Source organism: Moritella sp. 24 (assembly GCF_018219155.1).
Lineage (GTDB): Bacteria > Pseudomonadota > Gammaproteobacteria > Enterobacterales > Moritellaceae > Moritella.
This window is the reverse complement of sequence record NZ_CP056123.1, coordinates 2816875-2835730: the sequence shown is the minus strand read 5'-3', so window position 1 is coordinate 2835730 and position 18856 is coordinate 2816875. Positions and strand designations below refer to the sequence as shown.

10 protein-coding genes are annotated in these 18856 nt (G+C 42.0%); 8 read left to right on the top strand and 2 right to left on the bottom strand.

Annotated elements, in window-relative coordinates:
- The first annotated feature begins 41 nt into the window (after positions 1 to 41).
- The 5 genes from HWV00_RS12570 (at position 42) to HWV00_RS12550 (ending at position 5198) form a co-directional block, all read left to right on the top strand.
- On the top strand, positions 42 to 722 hold the full coding sequence (locus HWV00_RS12570) for a hypothetical protein (protein WP_211681731.1): 681 nt from the start codon (positions 42 to 44) through the stop codon (positions 720 to 722).
- The gene (locus HWV00_RS12565; RefSeq protein WP_211681728.1) at positions 722 to 1903 is read left to right on the top strand and encodes a trypsin-like serine protease; all 1182 of its coding nucleotides are present in this window, start codon (positions 722 to 724) and stop codon (positions 1901 to 1903) included. Before HWV00_RS12570 ends, HWV00_RS12565 begins: the two co-directional genes overlap by 1 nt.
- A 385-nt stretch (positions 1904 to 2288) precedes the next feature.
- On the top strand, positions 2289 to 2969 hold the full coding sequence (locus tag HWV00_RS12560) for a hypothetical protein (RefSeq protein WP_211681726.1): 681 nt from the start codon (positions 2289 to 2291) through the stop codon (positions 2967 to 2969).
- Complete coding sequence (locus HWV00_RS12555; protein WP_211681723.1) at positions 2969 to 4153, top strand: trypsin-like serine protease; 1185 nt, start codon at positions 2969 to 2971, stop codon at positions 4151 to 4153. Before HWV00_RS12560 ends, HWV00_RS12555 begins: the two co-directional genes overlap by 1 nt.
- Positions 4154 to 4319: 166 nt before the next feature.
- Positions 4320 to 5198 carry a LysR family transcriptional regulator gene (locus tag HWV00_RS12550; RefSeq protein WP_211681721.1) on the top strand — a complete coding sequence of 293 codons (879 nt, stop codon included), beginning with the start codon at positions 4320 to 4322 and terminating at the stop codon, positions 5196 to 5198.
- Positions 5199 to 5255: 57 nt separating this feature from the next.
- Here the strand turns inward: HWV00_RS12550 and HWV00_RS12545 are convergent, their stop codons facing one another.
- The gene (locus HWV00_RS12545; protein WP_211681719.1) at positions 5256 to 6938 is read right to left on the bottom strand and encodes a hypothetical protein; all 1683 of its coding nucleotides are present in this window, start codon (positions 6936 to 6938) and stop codon (positions 5256 to 5258) included.
- Between the two features lie 185 nt (positions 6939 to 7123).
- Entirely contained in the window at positions 7124 to 8971 is a 1848-nt protein-coding gene (locus tag HWV00_RS12540; RefSeq protein WP_211681717.1) for a M3 family metallopeptidase, read from the bottom strand.
- Between the two features lie 353 nt (positions 8972 to 9324).
- Between HWV00_RS12540 and HWV00_RS12535 the strand changes: the two genes are divergently transcribed.
- The 3 genes from HWV00_RS12535 to HWV00_RS12525 all read left to right on the top strand — a co-directional run bounded on the left by HWV00_RS12535 (position 9325) and on the right by HWV00_RS12525 (position 18851).
- Complete coding sequence (locus HWV00_RS12535) at positions 9325 to 10338, top strand: hypothetical protein (RefSeq protein ID WP_211681715.1); 1014 nt, start codon at positions 9325 to 9327, stop codon at positions 10336 to 10338.
- Positions 10339 to 10540: 202 nt separating this feature from the next.
- Positions 10541 to 12784: a peptidase U32 family protein gene (locus HWV00_RS12530; protein WP_211681713.1), complete on the top strand. Its 2244-nt coding sequence runs from the start codon at positions 10541 to 10543 to the stop codon at positions 12782 to 12784.
- 406 nt (positions 12785 to 13190) lie between these two features.
- Positions 13191 to 18851: a calcium-binding protein gene (locus tag HWV00_RS12525; protein ID WP_211681711.1), complete on the top strand. Its 5661-nt coding sequence runs from the start codon at positions 13191 to 13193 to the stop codon at positions 18849 to 18851.
- Positions 18852 to 18856: the final 5 nt, after the last annotated feature.

Sequence of the window (18856 nt, the reverse complement as noted above, 5' to 3'; positions counted from 1 at the left end):
TTAGATCTATACTTGTTTTTTCATCTAACAAAGGAAAAGTTATGAAAAAAACGATGTTAGCACTCTTGCTATGTTCATCATCTGTTGCAGCAAGTGAGATTGAGGTAGATTTAAATAACCTATCGAATATCTCAAAAGCGGGAACCGAGCAGCTATCAATTATAAGTGAATTTAACGGTTATGAATTGTCCGGAGCTGGTCATCGAAAAGACATTGAGCTACAGGGGCTTGATTGGCAATTTTTTTATGATGTCGATACCTATGTTGAAAAACCGAATAGTGAAAAAATCGGTGCTATAACTGATGTGGGCTCTGTTCAACATTACCCGGGCGATAAACCGGTACATGCTAATCGCTATACGTGGAATAGTGGCAGTTCAGCGGATTATGCTGACAAGTTTAATAATGCCATGACATTGAGCAATAGCGGTTTTAGCTTTACTGTTTCTCCTGCTGCAGTAGGGCGTTTTAAGCTCGATCTTTATACGCATACATGGCTGTCTTCATCTGATGTAACTGCTTGTGTTAATCAGCAGTGTGTGGCCATTAAAAATGATCTTGCACTACATATGACGGGAACTCAAAACAGCATTTTATTTAACACTCAGTCAGTTGATGATCAATTAACGGTGAGCTATAAACACGTTCCGCGTCAGTGGGACTACTCGCAATCAGAAGGTTATCACAGTCTAGAAGCTATCAATTTAAGTGAGGTTAAATAATGAAAAAATTACTTATTGCCACAGCGGTATTAGCTTCTATTTCAGTAACAGCGACAGCTGGCGTTGGTCGTTATGATCGTTCTGTAACGCAACATAAAGCTTTTGCCTTACAGCCTAAGTTCGATTTTGCTTGTGGTATGAACGCAGGTTCTGCAACCTTAATCGACCCGTTTTGGGTAATTACTGCAAACCATGTATCGGGTTCAAAAGCAGATTCATATAAAAATACTGTTGCTTGTTATTCGTATGAAAAAGACGAAAATGGTAAATACTCAACGGTAAAATCAGTGTCTGCATCCACAGATCCAAACGGTGAATTTGGTGAGTATGAATTTAGAGACCCAAAGTATGATTTTGCTCTTGTTCGTTTAGATACGCCTATTCGAGGCATTAAACCGGCTAAGTTAGCAACAGAAGCGATGTTTCCTAAAGACAAACGCTATGAAGTAACCGAAGTTGGATTTGGTAATTACAATGGTCGTAATGGTGGCCAAAAATATGTTGAATACAATGAAGTGGATAAAAAGTGGTTAGCTGAATATTCATATAAACCAGATCATTTTAAACAAAGTGATTTACAGTGGTTGGCTATTCATGGTGATAGTGGTTCTGGTATCACGGTTGAAAAAGATGGTGAATTCTATCTACTCGGTGAGATTGGTCTGCAATATTACACTGAGTTTGGTTGGACGGATACATTTGAAGATGTGGCTATCAAACTACCGTGGATTGAAAAGGCAATGAAAGAACATGGCTTTAGTTATACCGAAGAGGTGGAGCTTGATAGCGTAATGTGGACTTCTGCGTCGCCAGAAAATACAGATGACTACCATGCGTACTTCAGTTATTGGAAAGCAGATAATATTGGTATGTCTGAGACCTTTTGGACTGATGACGGTGGTTTAAAAACCATGGCTTATGCGGATGCAGGTTCAAGCTACAGCATTGAATTTGTCGTACCAAAGGATAAAAACACACCTGCGTTTGACTTGTTCGTTAACGGTCGTGCTGTTGCGGTTAATATTGACGTCAATACAGCTAAAACCGATGCACTTTTCCTTAAAGTGAATACCTTCAAAATTGACACGGATAACATCAATGTTGAATTTAAACCGGTAGGTGATTTAACAGATAAAACTAAAATCATACTGGATTACTTTGCGGTAAAAGCAGCGAAATAATCTAACTCTATTATAAATAAAATCTTAATCTTAACGTCTGTTGTATGGGGGTTATCGGGTTAAGATTTTTTTCGCTATAAAACAATCATGCTAGATCAGTTTTCGTTCGGATTGACTGTTCATTTTGACCTTTATCTTCGTGCATATTAATACTTAATTTACCGTAATCATTTCATTGGGCTTTCAATTAGGTCTGGTGTGGACTTAATTGATTGGATTTCATACCGTATAAATCTGACCAATATCACCTTTATAGCAAGAATTAATATGAATTATGTTAAGGGTTTAGCACCATTGCACTAAGGGTTTATTTTCTTACAAAGACTTACAGTTCAACTAAATACTAGCTATAAACTTATCCCTTTCATCTAACAAAGGAAAAGTTATGAAAAAATCAATGCTAGTAATCTTACTATGTTCTTCATCTGTCGTGGCGAGTGAGATCGAGGTAGATTTAAACAATCTGTCTAATATTTCCAAAGCGGGTAGCGATAATCTATCAATAGTCAGTGAGTTTTATGGTTATGAATTATCGGGGGCTGGTCTTCGTAAAGATATCGAGTTGAAAGGTCTTGATTGGCAGTTTTTCTACGGTGTAGATACATTTGTTGAAAAGCCAAATAGCGATAAAATTGGTTCGTTAACGGATGTTGGTTCAATTAAACATATACCAGGGGATGAACCCGTTCACGCGAATCGCTATAGTTGGGACGGCGGTAGTTATGCCGATTATGCCGATCAGTTTAATCATGCCATGGTGTTGAATGATGGTGGCTTTAGTTTTAACGTTAAAGCAGAAGGCATTGGGCGTTACAAGCTTGATCTTTATACCCATAACTGGCTGTCTTCATCGGATGTTACGGCGTGTATTAGCCTGCAGTGCGTCACGATCAAGAATGATTTTGCGACACACTTAACTGGTACTCAAAACACTATCGTCTTTAATACCACTTCGATTGATGATCAATTAACTGTGACTTACAAACGTGTTGCTCGACAATGGGATTTCTCGCAGTCAGAAGGCTATCACAGCTTGGAAGCTATCAATTTAAGTGAGGTTAAATAATGAAAAAATTACTTATTGCTACTGCGATATTGGCTTCTATTTCGATGACGGCTAACGCAGGTGTTGGACGTTATGACCGTTCAGTATCTCAATTCAAAGCTTTTTCTTTACAGAACAAATTTGATTTTGCATGTGCGATGAATGCTGGTTCTGCAACATTAATTGACCCGTATTGGGTTATTACGGCGAATCATGTGTCTGGTTCAAAAGCAGATGGGTATGAAAACAGAGTAAGTTGTGGAACGTATAAAAAAGACAAAAATGGTAAATATATAACGGACAAATATGTGTACGCGATAACAGATCCCGATGCTGATTTTGGTGAGTACGCGTTTAGAGATCCCAAAGGGTCTGATTTTTCACTCGTTCGTTTAGATACGCCTATTCGTGGGATTAAACCTGCTAAGTTAGCAACAAATTCAATGTTCCCTAAGGATGCATTTTATGAAGTGACTAACATCGGATTTGGTAATTATAATAACCGTAATGGTGGTCAAAAATTTGTTCAATATAGCCAAGTTGAAAAGGCATGGGTGGCTGAATATAGCTTTAAGCCAACATATCTTGAACAGAGCGACCTGCAATGGTTAGTTATTCATGGTGATAGTGGTTCTGGTATTACGTTTGAAAAAAATGGTGAGTCTTATCTGTTTGGTGAAATTGGCGTGCAATATAATACCGAGTTTGGTTGGGCGGACACTTTTGAAGATGTAGCTGATAAGGTACCTTGGATTGACAAAATGATGAAAGAACATGGCTTTAGTTATACCGAAGAGGTGGAGCTTGATAGCGTAATGTGGACTTCTGCGTCGCCAGAGAATGTAGATGACTACCATGCGTATTTCAGTTATTGGAAAGCAGATAATATTGGTATGTCTGAGACCTTTTGGACTGATGACGGTGGTTTAAAAACCATGGCTTATGCGGATGCAGGTTCAAGCTACAGTATCGAATTTGTAGTACCAAAGGATAAAAATACACCTGCGTTTGATCTGTTTGTTAATGGTCGTGCTGTTGCGGTCAATATTGACGTTAATACAGCTAAAACCGATGCACTTTTCCTTAAAGTGAATACCTTCAAAATTGACACGGATAACATCAATGTTGAGTTTAAACCGGTTGGTGATTTGACTGATAAAACTAAAATCGTATTGGATTACTTTGCGGTAAAAGCAGCGAAATAATTTGACGTTTTTATAATCTAAGCCTTAATCTTGATGCCCTGTAAAAGTAGGGGGATTATCAGATTAAGGCTTTTTTATATTTGTAAAATAACTATCTATGCTAGATTAGGTCTTATTAGGATTGAATGTTTACTTCAATCGCGATATTGCGAAAAGGTAGGTAGTGATGGATTGGATTGTGTGCGTGCGAAGTTATATCAAAGTGGTTGAGGAAGGTAGCTTTAACGGCGCCGCTTACCAGCTTAATACGACTGGCTCAGCAATCAGTAAGCGGATTAACTGGTTAGAAGATAAGGTCGGGGTGCAATTACTCAAGCGAACTACGCGTTCATTAGACCAAACTGAAGCGGGTCAGTTATTTTATCAGCGTTCACGACTGCAACTTGATCAATGGATGGCGCTGGTGGATGAAGCACGCTCGGTGAATCAAACTCCAACAGGATTATTGAAAATTGGAGCGACAACCGCAGTTGGTTCTAAATTTATCATTAAGTATTTAAATGATTTTTTACTGATGTATCCTAAAATTCAAATTCAATTGTTAACTACCTCACCAGGACAAATGCCTGAAGATTACGTTGATGTGTTTATTAGCCGTGATTTAGAACAGTTGAATTCTCACAGTTATAAAGCGATTGAATTATTTAAAAATGATGCCAAATTTTTTGCTTCACCTGAGTATATTGAAAAATACGGTAAGCCTGAAACGATTGATGATCTTGAATCTCATAATATGCTGATTTGGGGTGAAAAACCGATACGAGAAGTGAAACTATCGACGGGTAACCGCATTACGTTACGAGGTAATTTTGCCACCACGAACCCCGAGGCTTTATATTACGGAGCAAAGTGCGGTATGGGGATCTTACTTGCAAGTCAAAAGATGCTTGAAGATTTAACTGAAGTAGGTGAGTTGGTGCCTGTTTTACCTGAACTTACTGTTGATCATGGCTCGGTGTGTGCGTATTACCCAACGCTTGATTATGAACATACTCGCACTCAACTTTTTATTAAGTATTTGAAAGAGCGATTACGTTATGAGTGAGAAAAGCTGCGTACGCATGTTTGCTGCTGCCAGTTAATACGTACGCGTTGTGAGAAGTTATGGACTTACAAGAATTTCTCTAGCTGTTAAGGCTTCTTTTTTCTCATCACTAATAGTGCCGCCAAACTTATCATTACCCCAGACAATGAATTGACCATCGGCTCTACGTGCAACAAACGCATAGCCATTAGTATCGATATTTTCGATGTTAATTAGTTCATCGCTAACAGTACTACTATCGCCACCATGGTCGGGATCACCCCAGGTTATAACTGACCCATCATTCTTTAGAGCTGCAAATGCATAATTGGTAGGTATAATCGTTTTAATATCGATGAGTTTATCACTCACATGGCTGCTGTCAGCGCCATTGTGATATTGCCCCCAAGTGACGACTGAACCGTCTTTTTTGAGGGCTGCAAAAGCACCCTTATTGGCATAAATAGCAGTATAATTGTCCGTATCATTAGGTACTATTAGCGGGATATACATATCACTTGTGCCCCAACTGATGATTTCTCCTGAGTTTGTCAATGCAGTAAAAGCAAAATCTGTCGATACAACGGACTTAATATTTTTAAGCTTAGCTGTGACATGACTGCTGTCACCTCCATATTGAGCTTGACCCCAGGTTGTTAGCGTACCATCTTGTTTCAATGCAGTAAAAGCACTTCCTGCAGTGTAAATTGTGGTGACATTGTGCAAGTCTGTTGGTGAATTGATCGCATTACCTAAGATATCAAAGCCCCAAGAATATACGTCGCCAGTTTCTGTTAGCGCTGAAAAAGCATAGCTTGATGCATATATGGTTTTAATATTCGTTAAATCACTGGTGACAGTTGTGCTATCGCCTCCTTTTTTGGGATTACCCCAAGTGATAACCGTTTTGTCTTTTTTCAGTGCTGCGAAGGCTGAGTCTGAAGCATAAATACGGTTAATGTTAGTGAGAGGGCTATGGATAGAATCTTTATCCCCACCTTGTGTTTTGTCTCCCCAAACGACCACTGAACCATCCGATTTTAATGCAGCAAAGGCACCATTTGTCGCCGTTATGGTTTCAACATTTATTAAGTCAGCTTGTACAGCACTACTATCACCTCCCAAGGTTTTATTGCCCCAGGTTAATACAGAACCGTCTTTTTTTATTGCAGCAAATGCTAAAAAACTACCGCTAATTGATTTGATATCAGTTAACTCATTATCAATGGCTGTGGTATCTCCGCCACCGTATTTAAAGCCCCAAACGGTAGCGCTACCATCATTTTTGATTGCGGCAAAAGCACTGGCGTTCACGGCAATTTTACTTACACTAATTGGCTGCCATGTTTTACAGACTTGCGTGCCAGTAACGGATTGCTTCGATATCGGTGTCGCACATAATTTAAAATTATGTCCATAATCATCTGATACAGGTGTATATGCATTTGTTGTTACATTGACATCAGGAATTAGCTGGCCATCGATAATGATTTCATCACCAAAAACACCGTTGTTATTACGGTCTACGAACCATTGGTATTGAGTTTTACTGTCATCACAATCTACACAAACTGTTTGTAATGTTAGTGATTTACCTATAATAAATAGATCGCTTTTATCTAGGTGTGTAATCGCGGGAACAGGTACTGTTGGTGTTGGTACTGGTTTTGTCGGAGTGGTTGAAGCCGTGTTTTTGTTGTCACTATTACAAGCGGTTAATAGTAATGCTGTAGCAAGGGATGTCGCTAATTTTGTTCTCATATTACACCTAATATATTTGTTCATGTAGCAGGGCTATAATGTTGCGAGTGACAAAGATATTACTATAATTTTTTAGCGTATAAGGTAAGGGCGTGTAAGAGTTAGGATGACGATATTGAAAGTTAAAGTGAGGGCCGGTTTCTATTATTAAAAATAAAAACCGACTTATTTATTATTCCGTGGTTCTAACAATCACTACCATAACGCTGAGTAATATAAGTCTCGAAGTTATCGCATAACTGACCATCAGAAATAGTATTGTCAGCGATAACATCAGCACCATCCACAATACTGATTTTAGCATTCAGTGCGGCAGGGTTAGCGCGAACTCGGGCTTGCGCTGCGACAATCTTAGCTTGCTCCTGTTGCCAAGCTTGGTCACTGGTTTTATTACAGGTATCTGCAAGGTAAGCCGCAGAGAAACCTTCATCCGTTAGACTACGCAAGGTTGCATCATGGCTAATACTGTTACCTGGTTTCCAGTAATGCTCAGCAAGCAGTGGACCGATTGCAGGGTTATCGGTTAGATAACCGAATTTCTCAGTAAAGTAAGCGCGTGTTTGATAAACCGCCATGTGTGCAAGTAGGTAACCTTGGTACGAACAAGCGGCTTCTTGTGATAGCAAGTGCGGAACCGCGAGTAGTGGGCGTGGGCTTGCTGCTAATCCAAGGATACGTTGCTCTGTTTCTCGAGCTAACGAAGTTAAGTATTCGGGTGTTAATAAATCTTCATCCGCACTGTAAACAGCCCATTCAAAGTAAGGTACGACTAAAATACTGCGCTCTTCGTAAGCTTTAAAGGGTTGTTTTGCTGCGATTAACGCTTGAATAACTTCATCGGGTACCACTTCACCATCAGCGTTATAGGCATATTGTTTCAACCAATCGCCGTCGGTTAATAAGCTATCGCAAAACATAGATTGGGTTTCTGCGTAGGCCATTGATGTGGGTGCAAATTCTTGTGAAAAACAGGGTGAGTTTAATTTAATGTTGGCAAAATGCGCGGCATGACCCCCTTCATGGAATAAGGTGTTAATACCATCGTAGCCACTGCCTATTTGATCGGGTTTCGCATTACTGGTGAAATTGATTTTACCTGCTTGCCATTGATCTTCAGCATAAAACGATGGAATCGGGCCATGGCAGAAACCATTTTGGTATTTACCCGGACGGTCTAATAAATCGAGGGTCATGTCGGCTTGTGAATAATCGATATTCAAGCGGCCGAATGATTCAATCCAGCGACGCAATGACTTTGAGAATGGTACGTAAGGGTTAAGTTGACGTGCTGCATCACCTGCATACATAAAGCTAAAGTTATGACCTTGAACCGCGCTATCACCTTTGCTTTGTGCTAGTTGCTTAATACTGCTTTGATTTTGTTCGCGAGTTCGAGATTCAAAATCATCTAAAATAGTGAACAGTTGTTCAGGTGTCATCTGCTCAGTTTTATTTACTTTGTAATCAAAGAAATTACGGAAGCCTTGTTGACGGGCAAAGTCGTTACGTTGTTTAACCAGTTCGATATAACCGTTATTCAGCACCCACTGCTCAAGGTCTAACAATGCTTGATGCGCTGATTGGCGTACACTCTCATTGTTACTGGTGCGAATATTAGCTGCCAGTACGGTTAAAGAAGCTTGCTGCTTGTCGCCATTCTCATCATTACAATACATGAGGTAATCTTGACGTTTAGCAAATAGCGCTGACTCACTGCGAATCAGTGCCGCCATTTTATCGCGGCCTTCTGCACTTTCAATGGCGTTGGCATCGAAAAAGGCTAACCAACCTTTAAGGCCCTGTACCAGTTCATCGTCTTCATCAGTTAATTGTAATAGCACATCAAGGTTACTGCGTGTTTCTTGTATATGAGCTGGGTCTGAGATAAATGCACTGAGAGCCTCTTCTGCCGCGGCAAAACCGTCATGGTCATCACTGGTGCCCATGTAGGTTTGCCAGAATAGGTCTTCTTTACGGCGGTGAAGTGTTAAATAGTCATCATTGAGTTGGTTAAAGTAATCTTGTGGGTTCACAACGTCTCCTTGTTAAAACAGCGTATAACTGTGGTCGTGCTGGTAATAGTGCATGTGGGCACTGGGTGAATGTATACGCTAATTTAATTTTTATTAAAAAAAGTTATTCGGTTCGAGAAAGGCTCAATTACATATAGTAGAAAAACAAAGTAGAAAATACGACTTAATGAATATCCTGTGGCATGCTACACGTCACATTTTAACTAAAACAGGTCATGGTGTGCTGTATTTTTGATTGGTTTACTTGTTTTTTTAGAATTATTGACCACTTCTCTTGTCCCATATAAGCAAAGTTAATACACTTTAGTGCTTTGCTTATAATATGTATTATTAATAACACTTTTAGGACCACTATGTATACAGATGAAGACCTTAACAGTGCAGTAGATAAAGGTATTTTTACTGCTTCGTCCGTTGATGAGTTTCGACGTGACCAATTGTTATCAAAGAAAGTGACGATAGCTGACGAAGAAAATATTCGCTTAATAGGCGGGTTTAACGATATCTTTATCGTGATTGCTTGTGCGTTATTACTGTTTTCATCACTCTGGGCTGTTAGAACCGTTGATCCTCGCTTAGGACTTGCGACGTTTGCTGCATTGTCATGGGCACTTGCCGAATTTTTTGTACTTAAAAGAAAAATGGCGTTTCCTGCTATTATGTTATTACTTGCCTTTATTGGTGGTGTGTTTAAGTTATCAATGGAAGTATTTTCAGCGCTTGATGAACAAACGATTATAGCTGCGACTGGTGCATCGGTTATTGCCGCTTTCTGTCACTGGCGTCGTTTCAATGTGCCAATTACGATTGCAGCAGGTACCGCTGCAACGATAGGTTTTATTGTTTCTTCTTTCATATCGACATTTACAACCGCTGAAACGCTCAACGTATTAACAGATTGGATATTGGTGGTCATATTTGCCTGCGGTATTGCAACGTTCTTATTTGCTATGTATTGGGACTCTTCTGATCGCGAACGTGTTACGAATCGTACCGATACAGCATTCTGGTTACATTTATTATCAGCACCATTGATTATTCATCCTGTATTTTTAGGTGTGGGTATTTTAAACGGTGAAGAAAGCATGAGCAGTATTGCGATTATTATTACGCTGTACTTATTGATGTCACTGGTTTCTATTATTATCGACCGCCGTGCCTTTATGGTGTCTTCGTTAGTATACGTACTTTATGCATTATCAAGTTTGATGAGTATGTACGGTGATGTTGGTACTAATTTTGCGATCACTGGTATTGCGATTGGTGCGGCATTATTAATGTTGTCTGCATTATGGCACCCTGTTCGTGGCTTGATTGTTACTGTGTTACCTCACGCGATAAAGCAGTTAGTCCCTGATTCTAAGTAGTTAAAACGACCGTGATGCAACGGGCCAAATGCTGATTTAGCCCGTTGCATCACCACGACACATTCAGAAATAATACGCCAGAATGCCGCCTTTACAATATTGATCTAGATCAATAAACCCGAATTCATAGCAATGACCCGCATATACAGGTAGAATGCCCCCTCAAAAAATTACAATAAAAGCATTAAGTGGGTTATTTCGCATGAGTAGAAAAATAGAATTATTGGCACCGGGCGGTGATGTAGAAGCAATTAAAGCGGCTATTGTTGCCGGTGCAAATGCGGTTTACTGTGGTTTAGATATGTTTAATGCCCGTAACCGTGCGTCCAATCTTTCATTTGATGAGCTGAATGGCGTATTACGACTTGCACACCAACATAGCTGTGAGGTTTTCTTAACGCTTAACGTTGTGATCTTAGAGCACGAAGTTGTTAGTTTAGTTCGACTGCTTAACAAGCTAGTTAACAGCGGTATTGATGGCATCATCGTACAAGATTTAGGTGTGTTCAATATTGTTAAGAAGCATTTCCCATCGCTGCATATTCATGCGTCTACTCAGTTAACAACTCATAACGAAGGTCAGATTTTATTCTTACAGAAAATTGGTGCAACGCGCGTCAACTTATCTCGTGAGTTAAATCTGGGTGAAATTAAAGAGCTAACAACAGTTGCGCATGATCATGACGTATTAACAGAAGTATTTGTACATGGTGCACTGTGTATTGCTTTCTCTGGTCAGTGTTATTCAAGTTCTGTAAGTGTTGGTAACTCGGGTAACCGTGGTCGTTGTAGCCAAGCGTGCCGAGACGAATACGAAGTAACAGCTGAAGGTCATCGCTTCCCACTTAATTTAAAAGATAACTCTGCATACTACGATCTACCGCAACTGGTAGACGCAGGTGTTGACTCACTTAAAGTCGAAGGCCGTATTAAAGGCGCACACTATGTTTACACGGTTGTCGATACATGGCGTAAACAGATCAATAACTTTGTTGAGTCGGGTAAATTATTAGCTGACGATGCTAATTTACACAAAGTATTTAACCGTAGTTTCACGAACTCATTCTTACAGGGTGACCTCAACAAGAGAATGTTTACTGATAACCCACGTGATAACAGTGTGAATTACGCAGTAGAAAAAAGCGATGCTATCTCGGTTGTACAAATCCATGATGTGAAGCAAGAACTTTACACAGATAAAAATGCATTAGGTGCTGAACTGGCCGATAAAATCAAAGATTTAAGCATTGATAAAATTGCTTTAACATTTGATTTCATTGCTAAAGCAGGTAGCCCACTAACCGTTAACGTTGTTGCGGGTAATATCTCACTGGAAGTGAAAACAGATTCTGTATTAACAGTGGCAGATGAAATTTCAATCACGCCTGAAACCGTTGAAAAACGTTTCCGTAGCTTTAACAATGCAACGTTTGATCTTGCGCCAATGATGTTTGATCATTTTGATGCAAATCTAACGGTACCATTTAAAGAACTAACAGAGCTTAAGAACCAAGTAGCCTTCTTATTAAATGGTTCTCGTGACGTTGTTAAACACGTTGACGTACCTGCATTACCTAAGCACCCGAAAGTAGAAGAAAAACCAAAATTATCATTGATGATTGCAAATGCAAAAGACTTACACCTTGCTGATGTAACGGATGCAGATATTTACTTTAAGATCCCTGAAAGCTTGAAAAAGAACTGTCCTAAGCACATCAAACTACTACAAGAAAATCCACGTTTGATCCCTTGGTTCCCAGCGGTTCTTATTGGTAAAGATTATTTAGAGTCAGTTAAGATTCTTGAAGAAGTGAAACCTAAACGTATCGTGACTAACAATACAGGTATTGCTTATAAAGCGTTTGAAATGGGTATTGAATGGGTTGCTGGTCCATTCTTAAATACAACCAACTCTCATGCATTATTAACGCTACAAGAAGAGTTAAACTGTGCGGGTGCGTTTATTTCTAACGAGATTAATCGTATTCAAATCAGAAAGATCAGTCGTCCGAAGAACTTTAAAATGTTCTACAGTATTTACCACCCAATTCTGATGATGACAAGTCGTCAATGCTTCTTCCAGCAAACAGTAGGTTGTAAAAAACCAGCGATTGAAGATGGTTGTATGCTTAAATGTGAAAAAGCGACAACAATTACCAATGTGAAAGGTATTTCATTTGCGGTTGATAAGCAAAAAGGCGGCTACCCAAGTATTTATAATGACGAGCAGTTCTTAAACTTTGACGTAATAAATGACTTCTCTGATTTGTTTGACGAGTTCTTTATCGATTTAACAAATATCGGTGCTGGTTCTAAAGAAGAGCAGGATAAGGTTGAACTAATTAAGCACTTTGAAGCACTACTAGCGGGCGAAGAAGATGCTAAAGCAGCGTTAAACCACTTAGTACCAGTTGCAACGAATGCACAGTACAAGCAAGGTTTATAAGTACTATAAACAAGATTAAACCCTATAGGTTTAATTAATTATTGAAGCCAAGTGTTACTGATTGTAGTTAAATACAGGATGTGACATTTGGCTTTTTTATTTTAAGCTCATCCCTTTTTCTTCCTCATATACCGCTCATTCATTGCTCCTGACGTTGAACTTGTCATTATTTATACTGAATTTATCATTTTAGTGACACAGTCATAGACTTACTTTCATCTAATCAACAAATATTCTGCCTAATTAGAGTTAATAATTCGAGCTTAATCACATGTTTGATTATTACTTGCTAATAACCTTAGATTTACTTCAAGTTTGCCTGCCATTTCATTCCCCCCTGTCTAATCTGATTTTGAGAACTCTAATCTAAAATGAGTATAATTCATTAGCAAACAAGGAATGTAAAATGGCGAACCAAAAAGTTGATATTGTAACTGAAAGCAAATTTGTTGCAGGTACAGAGCAAGATGATTTATTAGTAGGCACTCAGCAAGATGATGTTGTAACGGCTGGTGAGGGTGATGATATTGTCTTCGCAGAAGAAGGTGACGATCAACTTTATGGTGAAGCTGGTGATGACATTTTAGATGGCGGTGCCGGTGATGATGTGATCGCGGGTGGCGAAGGTGATGATGCTATTGATGGCGGCAGTGGTGGTGATGTTATCTCTGGGAATGCGGGTGATGACTTAGTCAGTGCTGGCGATGGTGACGATACTGTGTTTGGTGGTGAAGGCAACGACAGTATTGATGCAGGCGCTGGTGACGATAGCGTGTATGCAGGTGATGGTGATGACGTCGTTCGTGGCGATAGCGGTAATAACGAACTTTATGGTGAAACTGGCGATGATAAATTAAGTGCGGGTGATAACGCATCAACGTTACACGGTGGCGAAGGTGATGATCAATTGGTTGGTTCATCAGAAAACGATGTGTTAACTGGTGGTTCTGGTGCTGATATCCTGAGTGGTAATGCGGGCGATGATAACCTTGATGGTGGCGCTGGTAATGATAAATTGATGGGTGGTGCTGGCGACGATACTCTTGCTGGTGGCGCGGGTAACGATACCTTGGTTGGTGGTGCAGGACAAGATCACTTAGCGGGTGGCGATGGTGATGACAAAATTACCGATGAAGGTGGCGATACAGTATTAGGTGAAGGTGGCGATGATACCTTGACTGCTGCTGATACTGGCAGCCATCAAATTTACGGTGGTGATGGTGATGATACGTTAATTGGTAGCGGCCAAGATGATACCCTTTATGGTGGCGCTGATAACGATACCATTACGGGTGGTGCTGGCGATGACGTATTACACGCAGGTGAAGGTTCAGATAACGTCGATGCTGGTGCCGGTGATGATACCGTTTATGCAGGGACAGGCGATGATGTGATTGCGGGCGGTGTTGGTCAAGATAGTATTTATGCTGATTCTGGTGCGAACCAAATTGATGCTGGCGCAGGTGATGATCTTGTTGTTGGTGGTACTGATAGCGATACGATTGCAGGCGGAAAAGGTAACGATACCATTTATGCGAATGACGGTGACGATACTGTCGATGGTGGCGCTGGTAATGACACGATTGAAGGCGGCTTAGGCAGTGATAGTCTTTCTGGTGGCGAGGGTGATGATGTCGTTCTCGGTGGTGCTGGCGACGATAAAATAACGGGTGGCGCAGGACAAGATTTCTTAGCGGGTGGTGCTGGTAATGACTACATTGTGGGCGATAGCGATGATGTGGTATTAGGCGAGGCTGGTGATGATACCTTGCTTGCAGCTGATGGTGGTAGTCATCAAATTTATGGTGGCGAAGGCGATGATACATTAATTGGTAGTGACCAAAATGACACCCTATATGGCGGCGCAGATGATGACTCCATCACAGGTGGTGCTGGCGAAGATAAATTAGAAGGTGGCACGGGTAATGATCGCTTATCGGGTGGTATTGGTGCTGATATTTTAATCGGTGGCGCAGGCGATGATACATTAAGCGGTGGTGACGGTAGCGATAAGTTATTCGGTGGTGAAGGTGATGATACGCTATCTGGTGGCGCAGGTAATGACGAAGTATATGGTGGTGCTGGTAACAATACCATTGATGGTGGTGACGGTGACGATCTTGTTTATGCAGGTGCAGGTGATGACACAATTGAAGGCGGCCTAGGTGCTGATCACTTAGAAGGTGGCGCGGGTAATGACACTATTCGCGGTGGTGAAGGTAATGATCACATTGATGGTGGTGAAGGTGATGATCGTTTAGCTGGCGGAGCGGGTGACGATACCATTATTGCAGGTGCAGGCGATGACAACATAGATGCCGGTAGTGGTCATGACACCATTTATGCAGATTCTGGTGAGAACGTTATTGATGCCGGAGCTGGTGATGATCTTGTGTATGGTGGCTCTGATGCAGATACGATTAATGCAGGAGATGGTAACGATACTGTCTATGCAGGCGCGGGTGATGATGTTATTGATGGCGGAGCTGGTGATGACGTAATTGATGCTGGTGCTGGTGATGATATTTTGCAGGGTGGTGCAGGTAATGATGCACTGTTTGGTGGCGAGGGTAACGACAGACTAGTTGGTGGCGCAGGTAGTGACTTCCTTTCTGGTGGTGCGGGCGATGATCATCTCACTGATGATGGTGGTGATGTACTTTTGGGTGATGATGGTGATGATACCTTAGTCGCTGCTGATGGTGGTAGTCACCAAATTTATGGTGGTTCAGGTAATGACACATTAATCGGCAGTGAAGCAAGTGATACGCTTTATGGTGGGGCTGATGACGATACAATCCTTTCTGGCGGCGGTGATGATGTACTCTTTGCTGGTGAAGGTAACGACCGCATTAATGCCGGTGAAGGCAATGATACAGTTTATGCGGAAGCAGGTAATAACAAGATAGATCTCGGTGAAGGGAATAATACTTTATATGGCGGCACTGGTGATGACACTGCTGTTGCTGGCTCGGGTGATGATTTAATGTATGGCGGTGAAGGTGACGATAACCTTGACGGTGGTGCAGGTAATGACCAATTAGAAGGTGGTTTAGGTAATGACCAGCTTTCAGGCGGAGCGGGTAATGACCTGCTATTTGGTGGTGAAGGTGACGATACACTGCTCGGTGGTGAAGGTGACGACAAGCTCTTTGGTGGTCAAGGTGATGATCAGCTAGACGGTGGCGCTGGCAACGATGAGATCCACGGTGAGTCAGGTAATAACACGATCTCTGCTGGTGCTGGTGATGACGTCGTTTACGGTGGTACGGGTGCGGATGTCATTGATGGTGGCATTGGTAACGATCATTTAGAAGGCGGTGCTGGTAACGATACGATCACAGCTGGTGAAGGCCAAGATACTGTTTACGCTGGCGAAGGTGATGATAAGGTCGATGGCGGCGCTGGTGACGATATCTTATTTGCTGGTGCGGGCGATGATAAAATTGCGGGTGGTGAAGGCAATGACGAGATCTATGCGGGCGAAGGTGACGATACCATTAATGCGGGCGCTGGAGATGATGTTGTTTATGGCGAATCAGGCGCGAATACGATTGATTTAGGAGAAGGTAACAATACCTTATTTGGCGGTACTGGTGATGATGTTGCGACAGCTGGTAGTGGTGACGACCTGATGCATGGCGGTGAGGGTAATGACCAACTCCGTGGCGGTGCAGGTGATGACCATTTAGAAGGTGGCGCTGGTGATGATACGTTAGCGGGTGGCGAAGGCAGCGACTTGCTATTTGGTGGCACAGGTAACGATACCCTGACTGGTGGCGAAGGCGATGACAAGCTCTTTGGCGGCGAAGGTAATGATAGCCTGTCTGGTGGTGCCGGTAACGATGAAATTCATGGTGTATCTGGTAGTAATACCATTGACGCTGGTACTGGTGATGATCTTGTTTTCGGTGGCGTAGATAGTGACAAGATTACTGCTGGCGAAGGTAATGATTCTGTCTATGCTGGCGCGGGTGATGATGTCATTAATGCTGGCGTTGGCGACGACTATGTTGATGCGGGCGAAGGTAATGACAGTGTTCAGGGTGGTGCAGGTAATGATGTACTCTTTGGTGGTGCTGGTGATGACCGCATGATTGGCGGTGAAGGTAATGACTTCCTTGCTGGTGGTGACGGTGACGATTATCTTGTTGATGATGGTGGGGATGTACTTGTTGGTGAAGAAGGTAACGATACCTTAGTCGCCGCTGATGGTGGTAGTCATAATATTTTTGGTGGTGCTGGTGATGATACGCTGATTGGTAGCGATGCAAGTGATACCTTGTATGCGGGTGCTGACAATGACACGATTACATCAGGCGCAGGTGATGACACGCTCTTTGCCGGTGAGGGTGATGATAATATTGACGCGGGTGCAGGTAACGATACTGTCTACGGTGAAGCAGGTACTAATACTATTAACTTAGGTGAAGGTGATAATACACTTTACGGTGGTACTGGTAATGATACGGCGGTTGCTGGCGCTGGTGATGACCTAATGTACGGCGATGAAGGTGATGATAACCTTGACGGTGGTGCAGGTAATGATCACTTAGAAGGTGGTGTCGGTAATGATAGTTTATCTGGTGGCGCTGGCGATGATTTGTTATTCGGTGGAGAAGGTGATGATCGAATCGACGGTGGTGAAGGTGATGATAAGCTCTTTGCTGGTGCGGGTGATGATCGCTTAGAAGGTGGTGCAGGCAATGATGAACTTCACGGCGAATCGGGTAACAATACGTTGTTAGCAGGTGCTGGTGATGACGTTGTTTATGGCGGTACGGGTAATGATACCATCGATGGCGGCGCTGGTAATGATCAGCTCGAAGGTGGCGCTGGTAATGATAATATCAGTGGCGGCGATGGCGATGATGTTATTGATGGGGGTGAAGGCGATGATACCTTATCAGGGGGCCGAGGTAGCGATACCATCACATCGATGACAGGTAATAATACAGTATTAGCAGGAGAAGGTAATGATGTTGTTACTACTGGGGCGGGCAATGATGTGATTGATGCTGGCACTGGTGATAACTTAGTTGATGCTGGAGATGGTCAAAATCAAATTACCGCGGGTGAAGGAAATGATCGTATCACTTCAGGTACAGGTGATGATGTGATTAATGCGGGTGATGGTTCGAATGTAATCAATGCCGGAGATGGTGATAACCAGGTTACTGCAGGTGCAGGTAAAGACACGATCATGACGGGCGCTGGCAATGACAGTATTCAAGCGGGTGCTGGTAATGATGTAGTCCGCTCTGGTGCTGGCGATGATGTTATTGATGCTGGTGAAGGCCGTGATACGATTTATGCTGGTGATGGTAATGATCAAATCGCTGGTGGTGAAGGTGATGATCGTCTATACGGTCAGGCTGGTGACGATACCATAGATGGTGGTGCTGGTGATGATTATATTATTGGCGGTGAAGGTAACGATACATTAAGTGGTGGCGAAGGTGATGATACCATTAAAGCGGGTAGCGGTGATGACGTTATCAATGCTGGTGCAGGTGACGATTTAGTCTTCGCTGATGGTGGTAATGATACGCTTGATGGTGGTAGTGGTATTGACCAACTGTTCGCTGGTAGCGGGGATGATTTCATTGTCTTTGATAGCGCCGATCTAGAGGGGAGCAATGGTGATACTGTCCACTATAGTGGTGGTGAGGGCTTTGATGTATTAACTGTTGGTGCTGAATCGAGTGGTGTATCAATTGATATGACACAGACCGCTTTCCAAGATATTGAGGCGGTTACTGTAGAAGCGACTGATGCGCAAATCAAAATCGCATTGGACAAGGTATTAGAAAATGACGGGGCGGGCGATGCAAGTGGTCAGTTTGTTTGCCAAGGTGCGGATGCCGTTGAGTTGGAAGGCGACGGTTGGCAGTTAACGGGTATGAATAATGACATGTCACAAGATCTACTGGATACATTTGAAGGTAGTGATATTGATGTTGAAAGCTTAAATGGCTACAACTTCACGAATGAAGAAGGACAAGAAGTGACTATCTGGAGTGACAGTGACGCCGATAGTATTAGCTTTAATGGCTCTGATATCTAATTAAC